The following is an 18,937-nucleotide window of genomic DNA, read 5'->3' as shown; positions in this document are numbered from 1 at the left end:
TGGCTCCAGCGCTTCATTTAAACTTCGCCGCCCTTTGGGGCGGCTCCTTTTGCTCCATAACCGCAACCGGGCTTCGATCCATGCGCAGTACCCCCAGAGAAAAAGGCTCTTCCATCACCCGTGTGCTGGAAATCATCGAGGCAGTGGCCGCTGCGAAGGACCCGCTGACGCCGACCGCACTGGCGGAAAAACTGGATATTCCGAAGGCCAGCGCCCATCGGTTGGTGCAGACGCTGGAGAGCGAAGGCTTTCTGCAGTTCGGTCTGCGTGGCGGACTGCTGCCGGGCGAGCGTCTGCATGCCACGGCGGTGAACATCCTCAACAGCGGCCGGCACAAGGCGCTGCGCCAGGCAATCCTGCGCGAGCTGTCCGCAGACATCGGCGAAACCTGCGGGCTGTCCGTGCCCGATGGGCTGGACATGCTCTATTTCGACCGCGTGCAGACCAACTGGCCGCTGCAGATCAATCTGCCCATCGGCAGCCATACACCGCTCTGGTGTACCGCCAGCGGCAAGCTCTACCTCGCCTCGCTGCCGCCCGAGCAGCTGGAGCGGGTGCTGCCGCGTCTGCCGATCCAGCAAATGGCGCGCAACACCCTCACCGACCTCAGCGCCCTGCGCGACGATCTCGCCCGCGTGCGCGAGGAAAACCTGGGCACCGATTCTGAAGAGTTCATCGACGGCATGGTCGCCTGCGCCGTGCCGGTGCGCGATGCCCAGGGCCGGCTGCTGGCCTGCCTGTTCAGCCACGCGCCGGTGATCCGCTGTTCCATGGAGCAGTTGCTGGGCTTCGTGCCGCGACTGCGCGCGGCGGCGAAGGAGCTGGAAAGCATCGTCGGAGGTTAACGGCAGCGGAAAGGCGGGCGCCAAGCTGTAGGAGCCAGCTTGCTGGCGAAGGGTCGCACGCCGTGCCGCCAACATCGCGAGCTCGCTCCTACAGGTCTAGGGCCCGCCCCGCCCTCGCAGGTAGGGTGGATAACGGCGCAGCCTTATCCACCAACAGGCACACGTGTTGCGGTAACGTCCGGAACGGTGGAAAACGCTTCGCGGTTTTCCACCCTACGCGTGGCGGGTGTAGGGTGGATGTCGCTTTTTTACATCCACCGCTTGAGGCACCATCAGGCCGCCGTCCAGGCGGCTCGCTCAGCGCTTCAACATCGCGCGCATCGCTGCCAGCGCATCGTTGCCACGCGCCGCTTTGACCTCCACCGGCGCGTCTTCCTGGCCTTCCCACTCCAGATCTTCGGGCGGCAGTTCGTCGAGAAAGCGGCTGGGCATGCATTCGATGATCTCGCCGTACTGCTTGCGCTTGGCGGCGAAGGTCATCGCCAGGTTCTGCCGCGCACGGGTGATGCCGACGTAGGCCAGGCGTCGTTCTTCCTCGATGGTGTCCGCCTCGATGCTGGAGCGGTGCGGGAGGATTTCCTCTTCCACGCCCATGATGAACACGTAGGGGAATTCCAGGCCCTTGGACGCGTGCAGGGTCATCATCTGCACGCCCTCGGCGCCTTCTTCCTCTTCCTGCTGGCGTTCGAGCATGTCGCGCAGCACCAGCTTGGCGATGGCTTCCTCGATGGTCATCTCGCCTTCTTCGTCGCGCTCCAGGGTGTTCTTCAGCGCGTCGATAAGGAACCAGACGTTGCTCATGCGGAAGTCCGCGGCCTTGTCGCTGGAGGTCTGCGAGCGCACCCAGGTCTCGTAGTCGATGTCCATGACCATGCTGCGCAGGGCGGCGATGGGGTCGTTCTGCGCGCACTGCTGGCGCAGGTTGTCCATGTAGTGCTTGAAGCGCGACAGGCGGTCGGTGAAGCGGCTGTCCATCAGCTCGCCCAGGCCGATCTCGTCGCAGGCGGCGTACATGGAAATCTTGCGCGCGGTGGCGTAGTTGCCGAGCTTTTCCAGGGTGGTGGAGCCGATCTCCCGGCGCGGCACGTTGATCACCCGCAGGAAGGCATTGTCGTCGTCCGGATTGACCAGCAGGCGGAAGTAGCTCATCAGGTCCTTCACTTCCTGGCGGCCGAAGAAGCTGGTGCCGCCGGACAGGCGATAGGGAATCTGGTGGTGCTGCAGCTTCAGCTCGATCAGCTTGGCCTGGTAGTTGCCGCGGTAGAGGATGGCGAAATCGCTGTAGGGCCGCTGGGTCTTGAGGTGCAGCGTGAGGATTTCCATCGCCACGCGCTCGGCCTCTGCTTCCTCGTTGCGGCAGCGGATCACGCGGATCGGGTCGCCGTGGCCCATTTCCGACCACAGCTGCTTCTCGAAGGCGTGCGGGTTGTTGGCGATCAGCACGTTGGCGCACTTGAGGATGCGGCTGGTGGAGCGGTAGTTCTGCTCCAGCATTACCACCTTCAGCGAGGGGAAGTCTTCCTTCAGCTGCATCAGGTTTTCCGGCCGCGCGCCGCGCCAGGCGTAGATCGACTGGTCGTCGTCGCCCACCACGGTGAAGTGCGCGCGTTCCTGCACCAGCAGCTTGACCAGCAGGTACTGGCTGGCGTTGGTGTCCTGGTATTCGTCCACCAGCATGTAGCGCACCCGGTTGCGCCACTTTTCCAGCACTTCGGGGTGGTCCTGGAAGAGCTTCACCGGCTGCATGATCAGGTCGTCGAAATCCACCGCGTTGTACGCCTTGAGCGTGCGCTGGTAGTGGGTATAGACGATGGCGGCGGTCTGCTCCTTGGGATTGCGCGCCTCGGCGAGCGCCTGCTCGGGCGTGATCAGGTCGTTCTTCCAGGAGCCGATGTAGTTCTTGATCTCGTCGACGCCGTCATCGCCAGCGTATTCCTTCTGCATGATGTCGGTCAGCAGCGCCTTGATGTCGCCGTCGTCGAAGATCGAAAAGCCCGGTTTGTAGCCAAGCCTGGCGTACTCCTTGCGGATGATGTTCAGGCCCAGATTGTGGAAGGTCGAGACCGTCAGCCCGCGTCCCTCGCCGCCGCGCAGCAGGCTGCTGACGCGTTCCTTCATCTCGCGGGCGGCCTTGTTGGTGAAGGTCACGGCGACGATGTATTGGGCGCGGATGCCGCACTGCTGGATCAGGTAGGCGATCTTGCGGGTGATCACGCTGGTCTTGCCGGAGCCGGCGCCGGCGAGCACCAGCATGGGGCCGCCGACGTAGTTCACGGCTTCCTGCTGCCGGGGATTGAGTCGGGACATGGTCGTTCGGGTTGTTGAAGGCGGGGCGGGAGTTTAGCAGGAGCGGAGCCTGAAGCAGGAAGCTGGAAGCGATGGCTGGCGCGTCTCTTCCAGCTCGAGGCTTCCCGCTTCAGGCTGCTTTTATCGAACCATATGCAGGTAATGCATGTGCTTCTCGTATTGATCGAGGATGTCGCCGATCACGCCTTCGCGACTCCAGCCCATGACGTCGTAGTCCTGGCCGCCTTCCTTGAGGTGGACTTCGGCGCGGAAGTACTTGCGCTCGCCCGGTTCGTCCTCGTCGCTGCCGGGCACGAAGCTGGGCATGGCGTAGGCGCGCGGACGCACCTCGTAGATGAAGTCGGGCTCGCCTTCGTGGACGATCTCGATGCGGATGCGGCGGTCCTCGCCTTCGCTGACCGTCACGTCATAGCCCTGCTTGCGCATTTCCACGGCGACGTCCTCGCAGGCTGGCCGGACCACTTCGGCGATGAAGCGCGTCACATGGGAGCGGCGCGGGAACATCATCAGGTTGCGCAGGCGGCGCTGCCAGTCGCTGTAGGCTCGTGGCGTGGCCGGCGACGTGGTGATGGCCTGATAACGCAGGGTCTGTTTGGTGGCATCCAGGCGCAGCGCCTTGAGCAGGCCCCACATCGAACACAGCAGCGCGATGGTGAAGGGCAGGGCGCTGGCGATGGTGGCGGTCTGCAGCGCGGTCAGGCCATCGGCCAGCAGCAGGGCAACGGCCACGGCGCCCATCGAACCGGCCCAGAAGATGCGCTGCCAGACCGGCGTGCCTTCCTGGCCGCCGGAGGCGAGCATGTCCACCACCAGCGCACCGGAGTCCGCCGAGGTGACGAAGAACACCACCACCATGATGATCGCCACCAGCGACAGTACTGAGGCGAACGGGAAATGTTCGAGGAAGGCGAACAGCGCCAGCGAGCTGTCGCGATCGATGGCTTCGCCCAGGCTGGTCACGTGCTCCCAGAGGATCATGTGGATGGCGGTGTCGCCGAACACGGTCATCCACAACAGGGTGAAGGCGGTGGGCACCAGCAACACGCCGCTGACGAATTCGCGGATCGTCCGGCCACGGGAAATGCGTGCGATGAACAGGCCGACGAAGGGCGACCAGGCCAGCCACCAGCCCCAGTAGAACAGCGTCCAGCCGCCGATCCAGTCGTTCGGTTCGTAGGCGTATAGGTTGAAGGTGGCGGTGACGATCTGCGAGAGGTAGTTGCCGGTGTTCTGCACGAAGGTCTGCAGGATGAACACCGTCGGCCCGACGACCAGTACCAGCAGCATCAACAGCACGGCGAGCGTCAGGTTCAGCTCGGAAAGCCGCCGTACGCCCTTATCCAGGCCGGTGACCACCGAAATGGTCGCCAGGGCCGTGGTGGCGATGATGAGCACGATTTGCACCGGCACCGAGATGGGCAGGCCATACAGATGATTGAGACCGGTGTTGATCTGGGTGACGCCGACTCCCAGCGAGGTGGCGACGCCGAGCACCGTGCCGATGATGGCGAAGATGTCCACCGAATGGCCGATGGGGCCGTGGATGCGCTCGCCGATCAATGGATAGAGCGCCGAACGCAGGGTCAGGGGCAGGCCATGGCGGTAGGCGAAATAGGCCAGGATCATCGCCACGATGGCGTAGATCGCCCAGGCATGCAGGCCCCAGTGGAAGAAGGTGATCTTCATCGCCTCGCGCGCGGCGGCAACGGTGCCGCCTTCGCCGGTGGGGGGCGAGATGAAGTGCATCACCGGCTCGGCGACGCCGAAGAACATCAGGCCGATGCCCATGCCGGCGGAAAACAGCATGGCGAACCAGGTCAGGCTGCTGTAGTCGGGTTCGCTATGATCAGGGCCGAGCTTGATATCGCCGTAGCGGCTCAAGGCGACCAGCACCACCATCAGCAGGATGATCGCCACCGTGAGGATGTACAGCCAGCTGAGGTTGGAGATGATCCAGGCCTGCACCTGGCTGAACAGTCCTTGTGCGTGCGAAGGGAAGATGACGCTGTACAGTACCAGCGCGAGGATCAATACCGCCGAGCCGTAGAAGACCGGCGGATTGATGGTGGAAGGGGAAGACTTGTTGGCCTCCATGCTGCGCTCCTTGATTGCTTATTTGGGAGTGGCCGCCTGTGGCGAAGGGGCGCAATTTAACATCACTGACCGCCCAGGTCCGAATCGAGGGACCGTTGTCTATTCACAGCGTAGACGTCCGGTCACCGAATATCGCTTTGGCTTTCGACTTCTTTGCGCCTCAACCCGCCTGGCTTCCCGGTCGATACTGCAGCGCTTCGGCCAGGTGCTGACGGCCGATCGCGGCGCTGCTTTCCAGGTCGGCCAGGGTTCGTGCGACCTTGAGAATTCGATGCGCGGCGCGCAGGGACAGGGCGAGGCGTTCGCAGGCGCGCTCCAGCCATTGCTGGTCCTCTGCGCTCAGCGCGCAATGGCTGCGCAGGCCGGTGAGGTCGAGGAAGGCGTTGGCGCAGCCCTGGCGCGCCTGCTGGATCCGGCGTGCACGCGCCACCTCGGCGGCGACCGTTGCACTGTTCTCGCTGCTGGCCGGCGTCGCGTTGAGCGAAGTGGCTTCGCGGGCGACGGTCAGGTGCAGGTCGATGCGGTCGAGCAGCGGGCCCGAGAGCTTGCCGCGGTAGCGCTGGATCTGGTCCGGCGTGCAGCGGCAGCGCCCGCCGGGATCGCCGAGATAGCCGCAAGGGCAGGGATTCATCGCCGCCACCAGCTGGAAGCGCGCGGGGAACCGCACGCGATCCCGGGCACGGGCGATCACGATATGGCCACTTTCCAGGGGCTCCCTTAAAACCTCCAGTACCTTGCGGTCGAACTCCGGCAACTCGTCGAGAAACAGCACCCCCTGATGGGCCAGGGTAATCTCGCCCGGCTGCGGACGACTGCCGCCACCCACCAGTGCCGGTCCCGATGCACTGTGATGGGGCTGGCGAAACGGCCTCTGCGGCCAGTGCTCCAGCGGCGATTGACTGGCCACCGACTGGATCGCCGCCACTTCCAGCGCTTCCTGCTCCTCCAGCGGCGGCAGCAGACCGGGCAGACGGCTGGCCAGCAGTGTCTTGCCGGTGCCGGGCGGGCCGCTGAACAGGAGGTTGTGCGCGCCTGCGGCGGCGATCAGCAGGCCGCGCTTGGCGGACAGCTGACCCTGCACATCGGCAAGGTCCGGGTAGGGCAGCACCTGTCGCAGCAGCCCTTGGGCCTGGTAGGCGGGGATAGGCGTCTGGCCGCTGAAGTGCGCGGCGACTTCCAAGAGGTGTTCGGCGGCGTAGACAGTCAGGCCCGAGGCCAGGCTGGCTTCCTCGGCATTGGCCCGTGGCACAAGCAACGCACGGCCGGCTTCGCGTGCCGCCAGGGCCGCCGGCAATACGCCCTGCACCGGCCGCAACGCGCCGGAAAGCGCCAGCTCGCCCAGGCATTCGATGCCGTCCAGGCTGTCGGCGGAAATCTGCCCACTGGCGGCGAGGATGCCCAGGGCGATGGACAGGTCGAAACGCCCGCCATCCTTGGGCAGATCGGCCGGGGCGAGGTTCAAGGTGATGCGCCGGGCAGGGAAGTCGAAACCGGACGTCAGGATGGCGCTGCGCACGCGGTCCTTGCTTTCCTTCACGGCGGTTTCCGGCAGGCCGACCAGGGTCAGCGACGGCAAGCCGTTGGCAAGGTGCGCCTCGACCGTGACGCAAGGCGCTTCCACGCCTACCTGGGCACGGCTGTGGACGATGGCGAGGGACATTCGATCACTCCTTTGATCGTGTCGCCGCCGTACCTACTCGGAGGTGGGCGGCGTGAGTTTCTCTTCGAGTTCGGCGACCCGCGCTTCGAGGGCCTCCAGGCGTGCGCGGGTGCGGGCCAGCACCACCATCTGACTGTCGAATTCATCACGGCTGACGACATCGAGCTTGCTCAAGGCGCCTTGCACGATGCTCTTGAAGCGGGCTTCGATCTCCGCGCTTGGCAGGGGCGTTTCACCGTTGAACAGGCGCGAGGCCTGGGAGCCGATGGCATCGAGAAAAGCTTTGGGTGGGAACATGGGCATCACCTGTTTCTGAGCGGCGGGCAGTGTATCACGCCGCCTGCGGATGATTTTTCAAGGTCGTGCACGATAAGCGGGCATTGGCTGGTGCGCAGGGTTCGATCTGGTGCATCGGCTCCGCTCGGAGGGCCCTCAGCGAGGCGGCGCGAGCCCTGGATCGGGGGTGTATGGAATTGGCATCGATTCTGCTTGGCACCCAGTGGCCCAGGCACCAGAAGGGACGGTGCACAGGCGATTCGGGATGTTTCGCCGAAGCGGCAGAAGGTGTCTGAGCAGCGTCGGATTGCAGTGGCGCGTTACAAGAGCCAGACACTGAGCTTAGACTTGTCACCGGGTTCGTACTTCTGGGGCAAGTCCACCTAAACGGGAGAAGTTTTCATGAAACTAGTCACTGCCATCATCAAGCCGTTCAAGCTGGACGACGTACGCGAGTCGCTGTCGGAAATCGGCGTACAGGGCATCACCGTCACCGAAGTCAAAGGCTTCGGTCGACAGAAGGGACACACCGAGCTGTATCGCGGTGCCGAGTACGTCGTCGACTTTCTGCCGAAGGTGAAGATCGACGTGGCGATTGCCGACGACCAGCTCGATCGAGTGATCGAGGCGATCACCAAGGCGGCCAACACCGGCAAGATCGGCGACGGCAAGATCTTCGTCGTCAATCTGGAGCAGGCCATCCGCATCCGTACCGGCGAAACCGATACCGACGCGATCTAAGCAAGCCCTCCGAACCCCACGCCCCAGGAGTAAAACCCATGACTCTGCGAAAATTCGCAGGGCTAGCAGCCCTTTTGTCTCTGATAACCCCCGGCCTCGCTCTGGCGCAGGAGGCAACGCTCGATTCAGGCGACACCGCCTGGATGCTGACCTCCACCGCTCTAGTGCTGTTCATGACCATTCCCGGTCTGGCGCTGTTCTACGCCGGTATGGTGCGCTCCAAGAACGTGCTCTCGGTGATGATGCAATGCTTCGCCATCACCGGCCTGATGAGCATTCTGTGGTTCGCCTACGGCTACAGCCTGGCGTTCAGCACCGAAGGCATGGAAGCGGGTGTGTTCAACATCAATTCCATCGTCGGCAGCCTGGATAACGCCTTCCTGAGCAATCTGACCAAGGACAGCCTGGTCGGCGCCTTCCCGGAAAGCGTGTTCGTCACCTTCCAGATGACCTTCGCCATCATCACCCCGGCCCTGATCGTCGGTGCCTTCGCCGAACGTATGAAGTTCTCCGCCATGTTGGTGTTCATGACCCTGTGGTTCACCATCGTCTACGCGCCCATGGCCCACATGGTCTGGGGCGGCGATGGCGCACTGCTGTGGGATGCGGGCGTGATCGACTTCGCCGGCGGTACCGTGGTGCACATCAACGCGGGCATCGCCGGCCTGGTGGCTTGCCTGATGCTGGGCAAGCGCAAGGGCTTCCCGACCACGCCGATGGCGCCGCACAACCTCGGTTATACCCTGATGGGCGCCGCCATGCTGTGGATCGGCTGGTTCGGCTTCAACGCCGGCTCCGCCGCCGCCGATGACACCGCCGGCATGGCCATGCTGGTGACCCAGATCGCCACCGCTGCCGCCGCCCTGGCCTGGATGTTCGCCGAGTGGGTCAGCCACGGTAAACCCAGTGCCCTGGGTATCGCCTCCGGTGTGGTCGCGGGCCTGGTGGCCATCACCCCCGCCGCTGGCGCGGTCGGCCCGGTCGGCGCTCTGGTAATCGGTCTGGCGTCCGGCGTGATCTGCTTCTTCTGCGCCACCAGCCTCAAGCGCAAGCTGGGCTATGACGACTCGCTGGACGTGTTCGGCGTGCACTGTGTCGGCGGCATCGTCGGCGCGATCCTGGTCGGTGCCTTCGGTGCCCAGTCGCTGGGCGGTTTCGGCGAGATCGAGAGCATCGCCACCCAGCTGTGGATCCAGACCGAAAGCGTGCTGTTCACCGTGGTCTACACCGGCATCCTCACCTGGATCATCCTCAAGGTCGTCGATCTGGTCATGGGCCTGCGGGTCACCGAGGAAGAGGAGGTCAACGGCCTCGATCTCAGCCTACACAACGAGCGCGGCTACAACCTCTGACAGCCTTCCGGCCCGGCCTGGAGATTCATTCGCAGATCAGCCGAAGCCGGTTCCGTGCACTGACCTGATAAGGGCGCCGCTTTGGCGCCCTTTGCTTTTTCTGGAGCCACGCTAGAATGCGCGCGGAACACTCCGGAGCAGGCCCTTGGCATATGTGGCATCAGGTCATCCTCACCTTGCGCCCCCGGTCGCGGGGCTTTCATCTGATCACCGATGAACTGCTGGCCGCATTGCCGGAACTGCGGCGATGCCGGGTTGGTCTGTTACACCTGTGGCTGCGGCACACCTCGGCCTCGCTGACCATCAACGAGAATGCCGACGCTGCGGTCCGCCGTGATTTCGAGCGCTTCTTCAATCAGCTGGTGCCACAGGGGATGGGTGGCTACGAGCATGACTACGAAGGGCCGGACGACTTGCCCGCACACTTCAAGGCCAGCCTGCTGGGCTGTCAGCTGAGTGTGCCGGTGACGGAAGGGAAATTGGCGCTGGGCACCTGGCAGGGCATCTATCTCGGTGAGCACCGGGATCAGGGCGGCCCGCGGCAGGTGGTCGCAACGCTGCACGGGATGGCGAGTTGAATTTTTTCTTGCGGTGGCGGAAGTCGCGCATCGCTGGGCTATAACTTATCGCGGGCTAGGCAACGAGGTTGGGACATGAGTGACGAAGAACTAGAACAAGACGATCTGGACGTTAGCGAGGACGACGACGGGGAGGAGCTGGACGCCGCGGATGACGGCGATGCCAGCGATGACGAGGGCACCGACAGCGAGCGCGCGACGCCTACGCCGAAAAAGGCCAAGGCCAAGGCTGTGGAACTCGAGGAGCTGCCCAGCCTGGAAGCCAAGCAGCGCGAACGCGATGAGCTGGCGCGGGCCATGGAAGAGTACCTGGCACGCGGTGGCCGGGTGCAGGAAGTGGAGCCCAACGTAGTCGCCGACCCGCCGAAGAAGCCGGACAGCAAGTACGGCAGCCGGCCTATCTGATCGAGCGAAGTGGGGAGGCGGGCGCGGCGGCTTGAAGCTTCGCCGGTAGCGCTCCAGGCTTCATCCCAAGGAGCCCAGCACCAATTGGCTGCTGGGCTTTTTCGTCTGCGATCAGTCGGTTACTCCGCTGTCCTCACAACTAACCGGCAAAGGCCGAATGAATTCGGCCCTACGGCTTGCGCCAGCTGTCGAGCAGCGCCGGCAGCTCCGCCAGATTGCCGATGACCGCATCCGGATGGCCGTCATCCTGTTGCCATGGCCCGCCAGTGGGGTTGAACCAGATCGCGCGCATGCCGGCCCGTTGCGCACCACCGATGTCGTCGCTCGGGTGATCGCCGATATGCACCGCGTGCTCGGCCGCGACGCCGGCGCGCTTGAGGGCTTCGCAGAAGGGGCGCGGATCGGGCTTGCCGACGCCCAGTTCTTCGGCGCAGAGCGTGAAATCGAAGTAATCGGCCAGCCCCAGGCGGCGCACGTCGGCGTTGCCGTTGGTCAGCACGCCGAGGCTGTAGTGGTTGGCGAGCAGCTCCAAGGTCGGGTGCACTTCGGGAAACAGCTGCACCGCATGCCGCGCTTCGAGAAACACCTGGAAGGCCTGCTCGGCCAGCTCGCACGCTTCGTCCCGCGGATAGCCGGCTTCCTCCAGCGCATGGCAGAGAATGCGTCGGCGCAGCTCGCTGATGCGATGACGCAATTCCGGCTGCGCGTCCAGCAGGGTGCGGCGGATGGCGCCCAGCGCCTCGACGGAGAAATCGTTCAGATCGGGTGTGTGCCGGGCCAGCCACTCGCGCAGGGTAAGCTCGGCGCTGTGCAGGACGGAGCGGACGTCCCAGAGCGTGTCGTCGAGGTCGAAGGTGATCAGTCGGATGCTCATGATTCACTGTCCTGCTTGCGTTTGGCGCGCGGGTGCGCCTGGTCATAGACCTTGGCCAGGTGCTGGAAATCCAGGTGGGTGTAGATCTGCGTAGTGCCTATGTCGGCATGGCCGAGCAGATCCTGCACCGAACGCAGGTCCTGCGAAGATTCGAGCATATGGCTGGCGAAGCTGTGCCTGAGCATGTGCGGGTGCAGGTGCTGGCCCAGCTCGCGCACACCGGCCTGGCGCACCCGCAGCTGCACCGCACGCGCGCCCAGGCGGCGCCCCTGCTCGCTGACGAACACCGCGCCATCGGCGGGATTGCTCAGCGCCCGCAGCGGCAGCCAGGCTTGCAGGGCCTCGCGTGCCTTGCGCCCGACCGGCAGCACACGCGCCTTGTTGCCCTTGCCTTGCACCTGCACCAGCCCGGCCGGCAGATCGAGCTGGTCCAGATCCAGGCCGACCAGTTCCGACAGGCGCAGCCCGGACGAATAGAACAGTTCCAGCATGGCCTGGTCGCGGTGACCGATGAAGTCGTCCTCGATGCCGCCATCCAGCAGTTGCATCGCCCGGTCGGTATCCAGCAGCCGAGGCAGGCGTTTCTCGCCCTTGGGGGCGGAGAGGCCGGCGGCCGGGTCGTGGCTGCAGTGTCCTTCCTGATTCAGATAGCGGTACAGGCCACGCAGAGAGGACAGCAATCGCGCGAGGCTGCGGCTGGACAGGCCCCGGCGATGCTGGTCGGCGATCAACTGGCGAACATGATGGGCTTTCAGCTCGGACCACTGGCGCACCTGCTGGCGGTCGCAGTAGTCGGTCACCTTGAGCAGATCGCGCCGATAACCGTCCAAGGTGTGCGGCGAAACCTGTCGCTCGCTGCGCAGATGCTGGAAATAGGCGTCGAGGACGGTCTGCATGTTAAAGCCTCAGGAGCCGATAAAAGCGCTCAAGGCTGGCCGAAAGCGCGGTCGCTTTCGGCGTCGGTCGGCACGCCGGCCAGCCTTAAGCCTCAGCGCACCGACCGCAGCGGCGCGGAAAAACGCGGCAGGACGCGGGTCAGGACCTCGGCGATGTAACCCAGGAACAGCGTGCCCAGCGAGCTCTTGTAATGCTGCGGGTCGCGGCTGCCGATGGCCAGGATGCCCTGCTGGTGATCGAGCGCGACCACCGCGGCGGAGCCGATTTCCTTGCTGGCCTCTTCGCCGAAGAGGAACGCCAGCTCGTGCGGGCGCAGCACACCGCAAATCGTCTTGCCGCCGGCCAGCAGGCCGCCGATGGCTTGCTGGGCTTCGGCGTTGCTGACGCTACGGCCGACCGATAGCGGCGTTTCGCTGAACAGGATCAGGCTGACGAAGGGCACCTGGAACTCGTGGCGCAGGCTTTCATCCGCCGCGCCGATGATTTCTTCCAGGCTGCCGGCATCGAGCAGGTCGAGCACCAGGCGGCGGGTCTTGTCGAACAGGCGGTCGTTGTCGCGGGCCACGTCCATCAGCTGCGACAGGCGATGGCGCATCTCGATGTTGCGTTCGCGCAACAACTTCACCTGGCGTTCGACCAGCGACACGGCGCCGCCCGGCAGATGCGGAATGCGCAGGTCGAGGATCAGCTCGTCGTGATCGACGAAAAATTCCGGATGAGCGCTCAGATAAGCGGCGACGGCTTCGGCGTCGGGCAACTGCGGCTTGCTCTGATTCTGCTCGGTCATAGGCGAACCTGTCCTTCGTAAACGCGAACGGCGGGGCCGGTCATCATAACGGGCTGGCCAGGGCCTGCCCATTCGATGGACAGACGGCCGCCCGGCAGGTCGATCTGCACCGGCGAATCCATCCAGCCCCGGCGAATCGCGGCGACGGCGGCGGCGCAGGCGCCGGTGCCGCAGGCCTGGGTTTCGCCGGCGCCGCGTTCCCAGACGCGCAACCGCGCATGCTGGCGATCGACGACCTGCAGAAAACCGGCATTGACCCGCTGGGGGAAACGCGGGTGATGCTCGATCCTGGGGCCCAGCTCGTGCACGGGCGCCTTGTCGAGATCATCCACACGCAGCACGGCGTGGGGGTTGCCCATGGAGATCGCGGCGATCTCCAGCTGCTGGCCGTCGACCTTCAGCGGATAGCTCAGCGCCTCGGCATCGGCCTGGAAGGGGATTTCACTCGGCACCAGTCGCGGCGGGCCCATGTCGACGCCGATCTGGCCGTCGGCGCGAATGTTCAGCTCGATGACGCCGCCCTTGGTCTCGACGCGTATCCGGCGCTTGGTGGTCAGGCGCTTGTCCAGCACGAAGCGCGCGAAGCAGCGCGCGCCGTTGCCGCATTGCTCCACTTCCGAACCGTCGGAGTTGAAGATGCGGTAGCGGAAGTCGACGTCCGGATCGTGCGGCGGTTCGACCAGCAGCAACTGGTCGAAGCCCACGCCGGTATGTCGGTCGCCCCATTGCCTGGCGTGCTTGGGCTGGATATGCGCGTGCTGGCTGATCAGGTCGATGACCATGAAGTCATTGCCCAGGCCGTGCATCTTGGTGAAGCGCAGAAGCATCATCTTGGCCTCAGGCAGGCAGCAGGCTTTCGCCGGCGTAGAGCTCCTGCGCACTTTCGCGGCGGCGCACTTCGAAAGCCTGGTCACCGTCCACCAGCACTTCGGCGGCGCGGCCGCGAGTGTTGTAGTTGGAACTCATGACGAAGCCATAGGCGCCGGCTGAACGCACGGCCAGCAGATCACCTTCGGCCAGGGCCAGCGGACGTTCCTTGGCCAGGAAATCGCCGGTTTCGCAGATCGGCCCGACGATGTCGTAATGGCGGACCTCGCCATTGCGCGGCTGCACCGGCACCACGTCCATCCAGGCCTGGTACAGCGCAGGGCGGATCAGGTCGTTCATCGCCGCGTCGACGATGGCGAAATCCTTGTGCTCGGTGTGCTTGAGGTATTCCACGCGGGTCAGCAGCAGGCCGGCGTTGGCGACGATGGAGCGACCGGGTTCGAACACCAATGCCAGGTCGCGACCCTCGATGCGCTGGCGCACGGCCTTGATGTAGTCGCCGGCCAGCGGCGGCTGTTCGTCGCGGTAGCGCACGCCGAGACCGCCACCCAGGTCGAGGTGGCGAATGCGGATGCCGCGCACGGCCAGGCGATCGATCAGCGCCAGCAGGCGATCCAGTGCATCGAGGAAGGGCGGCAGCGTGGTCAGCTGCGAGCCGATATGGCAGTCGACGCCGATCACTTCGAGGTTGCTCAGTTCGTCGGCGCGCGCATACACCGCTTCGGCATCGGCGATGGCGATGCCGAACTTGTTTTCCTTGAGGCCGGTGGAGATGTACGGATGGGTGCCGGCATCCACGTCCGGGTTGACGCGCAGCGACACCGGGGCGATGACGCCCAGCTCGGCGGCGACCAGCTGCAGACGTTCGAGCTCGTCGGTGGATTCGACGTTGAAGCAATGCACGCCGACTTCCAGCGCGCGGCGCATGTCGTCGCGGGTCTTGCCGACGCCGGAGAAGACGATGCGCTCCGGCTTGCCGCCGGCAGCCAGCACGCGCTCCAGTTCGCCGCGCGAGACGATGTCGAAGCCCGCGCCGAGGCGCGCCAGGACGTTGAGCACGCCGAGGTTGGAGTTGGCTTTCACCGCGAAGCAGACCAGGTGCGGCATGCCCGACAGTGCGTCGGCATAGGCCCGGTACTGCGCTTCGATGTGCGCGCGGGAGTAGACGTAGGTGGGGGTGCCGAAGCGTTGCGCGAGAGCGGGCAGCGCCACGCCCTCCGCGAAGAGTTGACCGTCGCGGTACGAGAAGGCCTCCATGATGATGCCTCCTTTACAGTTCGAATCGGTCTTTGGAACGGTCTTTGACGGTGGCCTCGTCGTCCGGCAGGTACAGCGGGCCTTTCTGGCCGCAACCGCCGAGCGCGGAGGCCAGCACGGCGAGGGCGATAATGGGAAGCAGCAGACGCTTCATGGGGAAAATCCTTGAAAAACGAATGCTGCGAGTATACCCAGCGACCACTGAATTGCCTATGTAAGCGGCAACCCCGCGCCGGGCCTGTTAAGCTCGCCGGCGTATCGCGGCGAGAGCCGTCATCCATTCAGCAGGAAAACGATTCATGAGCCTTAGCGAAGCGCGCTTCCACGACCTTGTCGATGCGGTGCAGGAAGAAATCGAGGATGTGTTCGATCACAGTGGTCTGGACGTCGATCTGGACAACTCTGGCGGAGTGCTGACCGTGCGCTTCGAAAACGGCACGCAGCTGATCTTCAGTCGCCAGCCGCCGCTTCGCCAGCTCTGGGTCGCGGCTCGCTCGGGTGGTTTCCATTTCGATTACGACGAGGCCAGCTCGCTGTGGATCTGCGACGCCAACGACGAGCGGCTGGGCGAACTGCTCGCCCGGGTGACCGAGGAACAGGGCGGTGAAGCGCTGGATTTCGAAGACCTCTGAGCCCCGCCGCTGGGGGGCTGAGCGGCCACGATGCGTGGCCCACTTGCTTATTTGATCGGCTGTGATAGGGTCGCTTCTCAGTTCATAGAAACCCCGCCTTCGGGCGGGGTTTCTTCTTTTCCGCAATCCAGTTTTCCCAGGAGCTAGCCAGACCCCATGACCAGTGCACCGCCGATCATCATTACGCAACAGGATCTGCAACGACTTGAGCGACTGCTCGATAGCCTGGCTGAGTACGGTCCGGCGGCCGAGGCGCTCGAGCAGGAGCTTTCGCGGGCGAAGGTGGTGGCTCGTCAGGAGCTGCCGGCTGGCGTGGTGTCGATGAACTCCCGCGTTCATTGCCGCGAAGAAAGCAGTGGCAAGGATTATCACCTGACGCTGGTATTCCCCCAGGATGCCGGCAAGGAAGGCACCGTCTCGGTACTGGCACCGGTCGGCACCGCGCTGCTCGGCATGACCGTCGGCCAGCACATCGACTGGCCGACCCCCGGCGGCAAGGTACTCAAGCTGACCCTGCTGGCGGTGGAGTATCAGCCGGAAGCGGCCGGCGACCTCAACCTGTAACTTTCAGGCGCCGATCACCCCGCCGCCATGGCCTGATTCAGCGCCGCTTCGAGGCGCGCCTTGTAGCGCAGGTACTGCACCGTCTGCGAGCGACCGCCGCCATGCAGTGCCGACAGGTCCAGATCAGTGATGTAGCAGGGGTAGCGCTCGCCCAGGCGGCGCTGGGCCAGGATGTAGCGGGCCACAGCGGCGAACAGGCCGCTGCCGTGCTCCAGGCTGGAAAACTCCTGGTGATTGCAGTACAGGGTGACCTGCGGGCGGTTCTGCCCGCCGGGCTCGACGATGGCCTGCACGTCGTGCAGCGGGTCGCTCACATCGATTCCAGGCGGATTGCGCCGTTCCACGCAGACCGGCCGGTCGCCATGGGCCGGCAGCACGCGATAGAAAAGAATCTCCATCGTCGCGCCGTTGCTTTCATCCAGCGCCAGCTGCGCGCTGCGGCGATGATTCATCGAATGCAGGAAACGCCGTAGCGGCGTCAGCAGGCTCTGCTCGTTGCGATAGGGCATGCGCTGACGCCATAGCGCGTTGAACTCGTCGAGCACGCTGAGCTCGGCCTGGTCGCCATCAATACGGTAGAAGATCTGCAGGCAGTCGGGCTTGGCGAGCGCCAGTATCAAGGGCAGATCCTCCCCCGCCAGGACGTTGCGGTCCAGCCGCAACGAGCGATGACGATGGTGAGCCTCGCCGAGATGCTCGATCAGCGCGCCCAGGTCGTTGAGCGGGGTGTGGTTCGCCTGGCCGGAGCGCAGATCGAACAGATGGAAATGCTGCCTGACCTGCAGCAGGAACTGGCTGGGGCTCGCCTCGTCACGGGTGTGCTGAAGGGTGCCGATGATCTCTTCCACGCGGCGCGCGATGGCCGACCCGGCGTGATGGCCGAAGCAGCGAACCTGCAGGCCTGGCGGGTTGCCCTCCGGCAGGCTGGCGAGATAACCGCTCAGGCAGTTGGCCAGCGCGAAGGGGCCGGTATGGTGGCTGACGATCAATTCGCTCCAGGAGTTGAGCGTCAGCTGGTCGATGCTCAGCACCAGATTCTCGCGGGCAGCCGAATAACGGAACGCATCGGCCCCTTCGTCCGTTGCCGGCAGGTGCCGAGCGCTGAACGGGTCGAGGCCGACGTTGATCAGCAGCAGGGTCTGCCGGGGAATGCTGCTGGTCAGCAGCGCCTCCTCGGAGGGCTCTTCCAGCGGCATGGGGAAGGCTTGGCGCAGCGCATTGAGCAGCGCGAACAGCTCGGCCTCGCCGAGGCCGCTATCGCCCGGGTGCAGCGACAGGTGCGTCGCCGCATCGATGATGCCGTTGCGATGACCCCAGGCGAGCAGCGGGAGCAGTTCACGGGTGCGCTTGACGGGCGCATGGTTCGAGGTATCCGGAAGGCTCAGGCTGCCCGGGTACAGCGACCAGGACGCTTCGCCGGTGGCATCGAAGGCATGCATCAGCGTCAGGCTGTGTTCGGACATGTCCGGCGAGATGCCCAGGTTGATCAGCTCGACCTTGCCGGCCTTGCGCTCGATGGCGGCGCTGAGGAAGCGCCCGATCACCGCGAAGTCGCGCCTGTTGATCGAGCTGGTGGCCTGCAGGCGGCGCGCCAGCTCGCTGAGAAAGCGATAGCCGTAGGTCAGTTCGTTGACCAACGCCCGCCGCTCGCGATCGACCTGGCCGACCTTCCAGCGGGCGCGCCCGTCGAGCAGGGCGAACTGGCGCTCGTCCCAGCCCCAATCGCGGGTCAGGCGTTCCAGCAATTGGCGTTGCCAGCTTTTCTGACGGTTTCGCGGCGGCTGGCTGAGCGGTTTGTTGACCTTCAGGTAGAGGCAGTGTCGCAGCAGTGCTAGACGCCCGTGATCGCCGCGGTTCTGGAGGTAGGTCTCGATCCGCCGATAGGCGGCGACGTAGGGGTCCAGCTCGTCCGGCGCCAGTTGGTTGGCATACACGGCCTGCTTGTAGTCCAGGCTCAGGCAGCGGACCTGCTCGTGCTCGCTGGCATAGACCTCCAGCAGGAGCAGCTTGAACAGCGACTTGTAGGGCGAGCCGATGGCCTTGAACAGCTGCCACAGTCCGGCGCCCAGGTACTCGCCAGGCGGAATGCTGGCCAGGCTGCCGAGGTCGAGTACGTCCTCGGGGCGTATGAAACGCTTGGCCAGGAGCGTAGCGGCGTATTCGGCGTAGCGATGCTCCTCGTATTCGGGTACCAGCCACCAGAGCGGCGTACGTCCGCCCAGCCAGATGGCGGTCCGGTAGAACTCGTCGAGCAGCAGGAAGTGCTGGGTGGTGCCGCAATCGTCGCTGGTCAGCTGGCCGCTGCGGTCGCCCCGGGCGAACGCGACCGGATCGATCAGGAAGAAATAGGCCTCGCTGCCCTGGCTGGCGGCCCAGGCCGTCAGCAGATCACACTTGCGGCGCAGCTCGGCCAGTTGCTCGGGCGGCAGCTCGGGGTCATGGCATACCCAGACGTCCAGATCGCTCCGCTCATCCTGGCCTACGGTGCCGAGACTGCCCATCAGGTACAGCCCGAGAATGGGCTGCGGTGGCTGGCCGCGTAGCGGCTTGTAGGCGAACGAGCGGGTCAGGCGCTGGGCTTCGGCCAGCGTTTCGGCATCCGGCTCGTACCCCGCAAGTCCGGCCGGTGCGAGGCCGGAGACGTAGCCGGGAAGGCGCGGATGATTGACGTGAAACAGCAGCGGCAACAGCCTGAGCACCAGTTGCTGGCGCGTCGACATGGCCAGCAAAGCGCGATCGAGGCGCTCGGTGTTGACTGTCAGAAAGCGTGCACGCAACGCGGCGAGCACCTTGCGGTCGATGCCCTCTTCGAGGATGGGGTGGATTTGCTGAGTCATGGA

18 protein-coding genes are annotated in these 18,937 nt (G+C 64.8%); 7 read left to right on the top strand and 11 right to left on the bottom strand.

The genetic code is table 11. The features are described 5' to 3' along the window. The first annotated feature begins 80 nt into the window (after positions 1 to 80). Entirely contained in the window at positions 81 to 845 is a 765-nt protein-coding gene (locus tag EA795_RS02800; protein ID WP_122075445.1) for an IclR family transcriptional regulator, read from the top strand. A 297-nt stretch (positions 846 to 1,142) separates the two neighbouring features. Here the strand turns inward: EA795_RS02800 and rep are convergent, their stop codons facing one another. From rep to EA795_RS02780, 4 genes are all read right to left on the bottom strand, one after another. After that, entirely contained in the window at positions 1,143 to 3,152 is a 2,010-nt protein-coding gene (gene rep / locus EA795_RS02795) for a DNA helicase Rep (RefSeq protein ID WP_122075443.1), read from the bottom strand. A gap of 120 nt (positions 3,153 to 3,272) precedes the next feature. After that, positions 3,273 to 5,246, bottom strand: a complete 1,974-nt coding sequence (locus EA795_RS02790; protein WP_115027398.1) for a BCCT family transporter — start codon at positions 5,244 to 5,246, stop codon at positions 3,273 to 3,275. A gap of 160 nt (positions 5,247 to 5,406) precedes the next feature. After that, positions 5,407 to 6,906 (bottom strand): YifB family Mg chelatase-like AAA ATPase, encoded by a 1,500-nt coding sequence (locus tag EA795_RS02785; protein WP_122075441.1) that lies wholly within the window; start codon positions 6,904 to 6,906, stop codon positions 5,407 to 5,409. A 33-nt stretch (positions 6,907 to 6,939) separates the two neighbouring features. Then, on the bottom strand, positions 6,940 to 7,203 hold the full coding sequence (locus EA795_RS02780; RefSeq protein WP_014851379.1) for an accessory factor UbiK family protein: 264 nt from the start codon (positions 7,201 to 7,203) through the stop codon (positions 6,940 to 6,942). A 381-nt stretch (positions 7,204 to 7,584) separates the two neighbouring features. Between EA795_RS02780 and glnK the strand changes: the two genes are divergently transcribed. The 4 genes from glnK (at position 7,585) to sutA (ending at position 10,258) form a co-directional block, all read left to right on the top strand. Then, positions 7,585 to 7,923 carry a P-II family nitrogen regulator gene (gene glnK, locus EA795_RS02775; RefSeq protein ID WP_003096476.1) on the top strand — a complete coding sequence of 113 codons (339 nt, stop codon included), beginning with the start codon at positions 7,585 to 7,587 and terminating at the stop codon, positions 7,921 to 7,923. A 38-nt stretch (positions 7,924 to 7,961) separates the two neighbouring features. After that, positions 7,962 to 9,275, top strand: a complete 1,314-nt coding sequence (locus EA795_RS02770; RefSeq protein WP_122075440.1) for an ammonium transporter — start codon at positions 7,962 to 7,964, stop codon at positions 9,273 to 9,275. Between the two features lie 152 nt (positions 9,276 to 9,427). Then, complete coding sequence (locus tag EA795_RS02765) at positions 9,428 to 9,853, top strand: secondary thiamine-phosphate synthase enzyme YjbQ (protein ID WP_122075439.1); 426 nt, start codon at positions 9,428 to 9,430, stop codon at positions 9,851 to 9,853. A 75-nt stretch (positions 9,854 to 9,928) separates the two neighbouring features. Next, positions 9,929 to 10,258, top strand: coding sequence for a dormancy-specific transcriptional regulator SutA (gene sutA / locus EA795_RS02760; protein WP_014851382.1), 330 nt, complete (start codon positions 9,929 to 9,931; stop codon positions 10,256 to 10,258). 169 nt (positions 10,259 to 10,427) lie between these two features. Here sutA and EA795_RS02755 read toward each other — a convergent pair whose 3' ends face one another. From EA795_RS02755 to lptM, 6 genes are all read right to left on the bottom strand, one after another. Further along, positions 10,428 to 11,132: an HAD family hydrolase gene (locus tag EA795_RS02755; RefSeq protein WP_122075438.1), complete on the bottom strand. Its 705-nt coding sequence runs from the start codon at positions 11,130 to 11,132 to the stop codon at positions 10,428 to 10,430. Next, entirely contained in the window at positions 11,129 to 12,028 is a 900-nt protein-coding gene (gene xerC / locus EA795_RS02750; protein ID WP_014851384.1) for a tyrosine recombinase XerC, read from the bottom strand. The genes EA795_RS02755 and xerC overlap by 4 nt, the downstream gene beginning before the upstream one ends. A gap of 92 nt (positions 12,029 to 12,120) precedes the next feature. Further along, positions 12,121 to 12,816 (bottom strand): DUF484 family protein, encoded by a 696-nt coding sequence (locus EA795_RS02745; RefSeq protein ID WP_058074058.1) that lies wholly within the window; start codon positions 12,814 to 12,816, stop codon positions 12,121 to 12,123. Continuing rightward, a complete protein-coding gene (dapF, locus tag EA795_RS02740; RefSeq protein WP_122075694.1) occupies positions 12,813 to 13,643 on the bottom strand; it encodes a diaminopimelate epimerase in 831 nt (276 codons plus the stop codon). The genes EA795_RS02745 and dapF overlap by 4 nt, the downstream gene beginning before the upstream one ends. Before the next feature lie 10 nt (positions 13,644 to 13,653). Then, a complete protein-coding gene (gene lysA / locus EA795_RS02735; protein ID WP_122075437.1) occupies positions 13,654 to 14,901 on the bottom strand; it encodes a diaminopimelate decarboxylase in 1,248 nt (415 codons plus the stop codon). 13 nt (positions 14,902 to 14,914) lie between these two features. Then, positions 14,915 to 15,055, bottom strand: coding sequence for an LPS translocon maturation chaperone LptM (gene lptM, locus EA795_RS02730; RefSeq protein ID WP_014851388.1), 141 nt, complete (start codon positions 15,053 to 15,055; stop codon positions 14,915 to 14,917). Between the two features lie 145 nt (positions 15,056 to 15,200). On the opposite strand from lptM, the gene cyaY reads away from it, so the two are divergent. Together cyaY and rnk are read left to right on the top strand one after the other, a co-directional pair. Further along, the gene (gene cyaY / locus EA795_RS02725) at positions 15,201 to 15,533 is read left to right on the top strand and encodes an iron donor protein CyaY (protein ID WP_014851389.1); all 333 of its coding nucleotides are present in this window, start codon (positions 15,201 to 15,203) and stop codon (positions 15,531 to 15,533) included. Positions 15,534 to 15,689: 156 nt separating this feature from the next. After that, positions 15,690 to 16,097 (top strand): nucleoside diphosphate kinase regulator, encoded by a 408-nt coding sequence (gene rnk, locus EA795_RS02720; RefSeq protein WP_014851390.1) that lies wholly within the window; start codon positions 15,690 to 15,692, stop codon positions 16,095 to 16,097. A 14-nt stretch (positions 16,098 to 16,111) separates the two neighbouring features. On the opposite strand, the gene EA795_RS02715 is transcribed toward rnk, so the two are convergent. Continuing rightward, positions 16,112 to 18,934, bottom strand: a complete 2,823-nt coding sequence (locus EA795_RS02715; RefSeq protein ID WP_122075436.1) for a class I adenylate cyclase — start codon at positions 18,932 to 18,934, stop codon at positions 16,112 to 16,114. Positions 18,935 to 18,937: the final 3 nt, after the last annotated feature.

This window comes from Stutzerimonas nitrititolerans (genome assembly GCF_003696285.1).
In the GTDB taxonomy this organism is placed as follows: domain Bacteria; phylum Pseudomonadota; class Gammaproteobacteria; order Pseudomonadales; family Pseudomonadaceae; genus Stutzerimonas; species Stutzerimonas nitrititolerans.
The sequence above is the reverse complement of the archived record's forward strand: the minus strand, read 5'-3'. Positions and strand labels throughout refer to the sequence as shown.

What these genes read in the sequence shown, in the direction of transcription:
- EA795_RS02800 (WP_122075445.1), top strand. Translation starts at nt 81, where the DNA reads ATGCGCAGTACCCCCAGAGAAAAAGGCTCTTCCATCACCCGTGTGCTG.
- rep (WP_122075443.1), bottom strand. Translation starts at nt 3,152, where the DNA reads ATGTCCCGACTCAATCCCCGGCAGCAGGAAGCCGTGAACTACGTCGGC.
- EA795_RS02790 (WP_115027398.1), bottom strand. Translation starts at nt 5,246, where the DNA reads ATGGAGGCCAACAAGTCTTCCCCTTCCACCATCAATCCGCCGGTCTTC.
- EA795_RS02785 (WP_122075441.1), bottom strand. Translation starts at nt 6,906, where the DNA reads ATGTCCCTCGCCATCGTCCACAGCCGTGCCCAGGTAGGCGTGGAAGCG.
- EA795_RS02780 (WP_014851379.1), bottom strand. Translation starts at nt 7,203, where the DNA reads ATGTTCCCACCCAAAGCTTTTCTCGATGCCATCGGCTCCCAGGCCTCG.
- glnK (WP_003096476.1), top strand. Translation starts at nt 7,585, where the DNA reads ATGAAACTAGTCACTGCCATCATCAAGCCGTTCAAGCTGGACGACGTA.
- EA795_RS02770 (WP_122075440.1), top strand. Translation starts at nt 7,962, where the DNA reads ATGACTCTGCGAAAATTCGCAGGGCTAGCAGCCCTTTTGTCTCTGATA.
- EA795_RS02765 (WP_122075439.1), top strand. Translation starts at nt 9,428, where the DNA reads ATGTGGCATCAGGTCATCCTCACCTTGCGCCCCCGGTCGCGGGGCTTT.
- sutA (WP_014851382.1), top strand. Translation starts at nt 9,929, where the DNA reads ATGAGTGACGAAGAACTAGAACAAGACGATCTGGACGTTAGCGAGGAC.
- EA795_RS02755 (WP_122075438.1), bottom strand. Translation starts at nt 11,132, where the DNA reads ATGAGCATCCGACTGATCACCTTCGACCTCGACGACACGCTCTGGGAC.
- xerC (WP_014851384.1), bottom strand. Translation starts at nt 12,028, where the DNA reads ATGCAGACCGTCCTCGACGCCTATTTCCAGCATCTGCGCAGCGAGCGA.
- EA795_RS02745 (WP_058074058.1), bottom strand. Translation starts at nt 12,816, where the DNA reads ATGACCGAGCAGAATCAGAGCAAGCCGCAGTTGCCCGACGCCGAAGCC.
- dapF (WP_122075694.1), bottom strand. Translation starts at nt 13,643, where the DNA reads ATGCTTCTGCGCTTCACCAAGATGCACGGCCTGGGCAATGACTTCATG.
- lysA (WP_122075437.1), bottom strand. Translation starts at nt 14,901, where the DNA reads ATGGAGGCCTTCTCGTACCGCGACGGTCAACTCTTCGCGGAGGGCGTG.
- lptM (WP_014851388.1), bottom strand. Translation starts at nt 15,055, where the DNA reads ATGAAGCGTCTGCTGCTTCCCATTATCGCCCTCGCCGTGCTGGCCTCC.
- cyaY (WP_014851389.1), top strand. Translation starts at nt 15,201, where the DNA reads ATGAGCCTTAGCGAAGCGCGCTTCCACGACCTTGTCGATGCGGTGCAG.
- rnk (WP_014851390.1), top strand. Translation starts at nt 15,690, where the DNA reads ATGACCAGTGCACCGCCGATCATCATTACGCAACAGGATCTGCAACGA.
- EA795_RS02715 (WP_122075436.1), bottom strand. Translation starts at nt 18,934, where the DNA reads ATGACTCAGCAAATCCACCCCATCCTCGAAGAGGGCATCGACCGCAAG.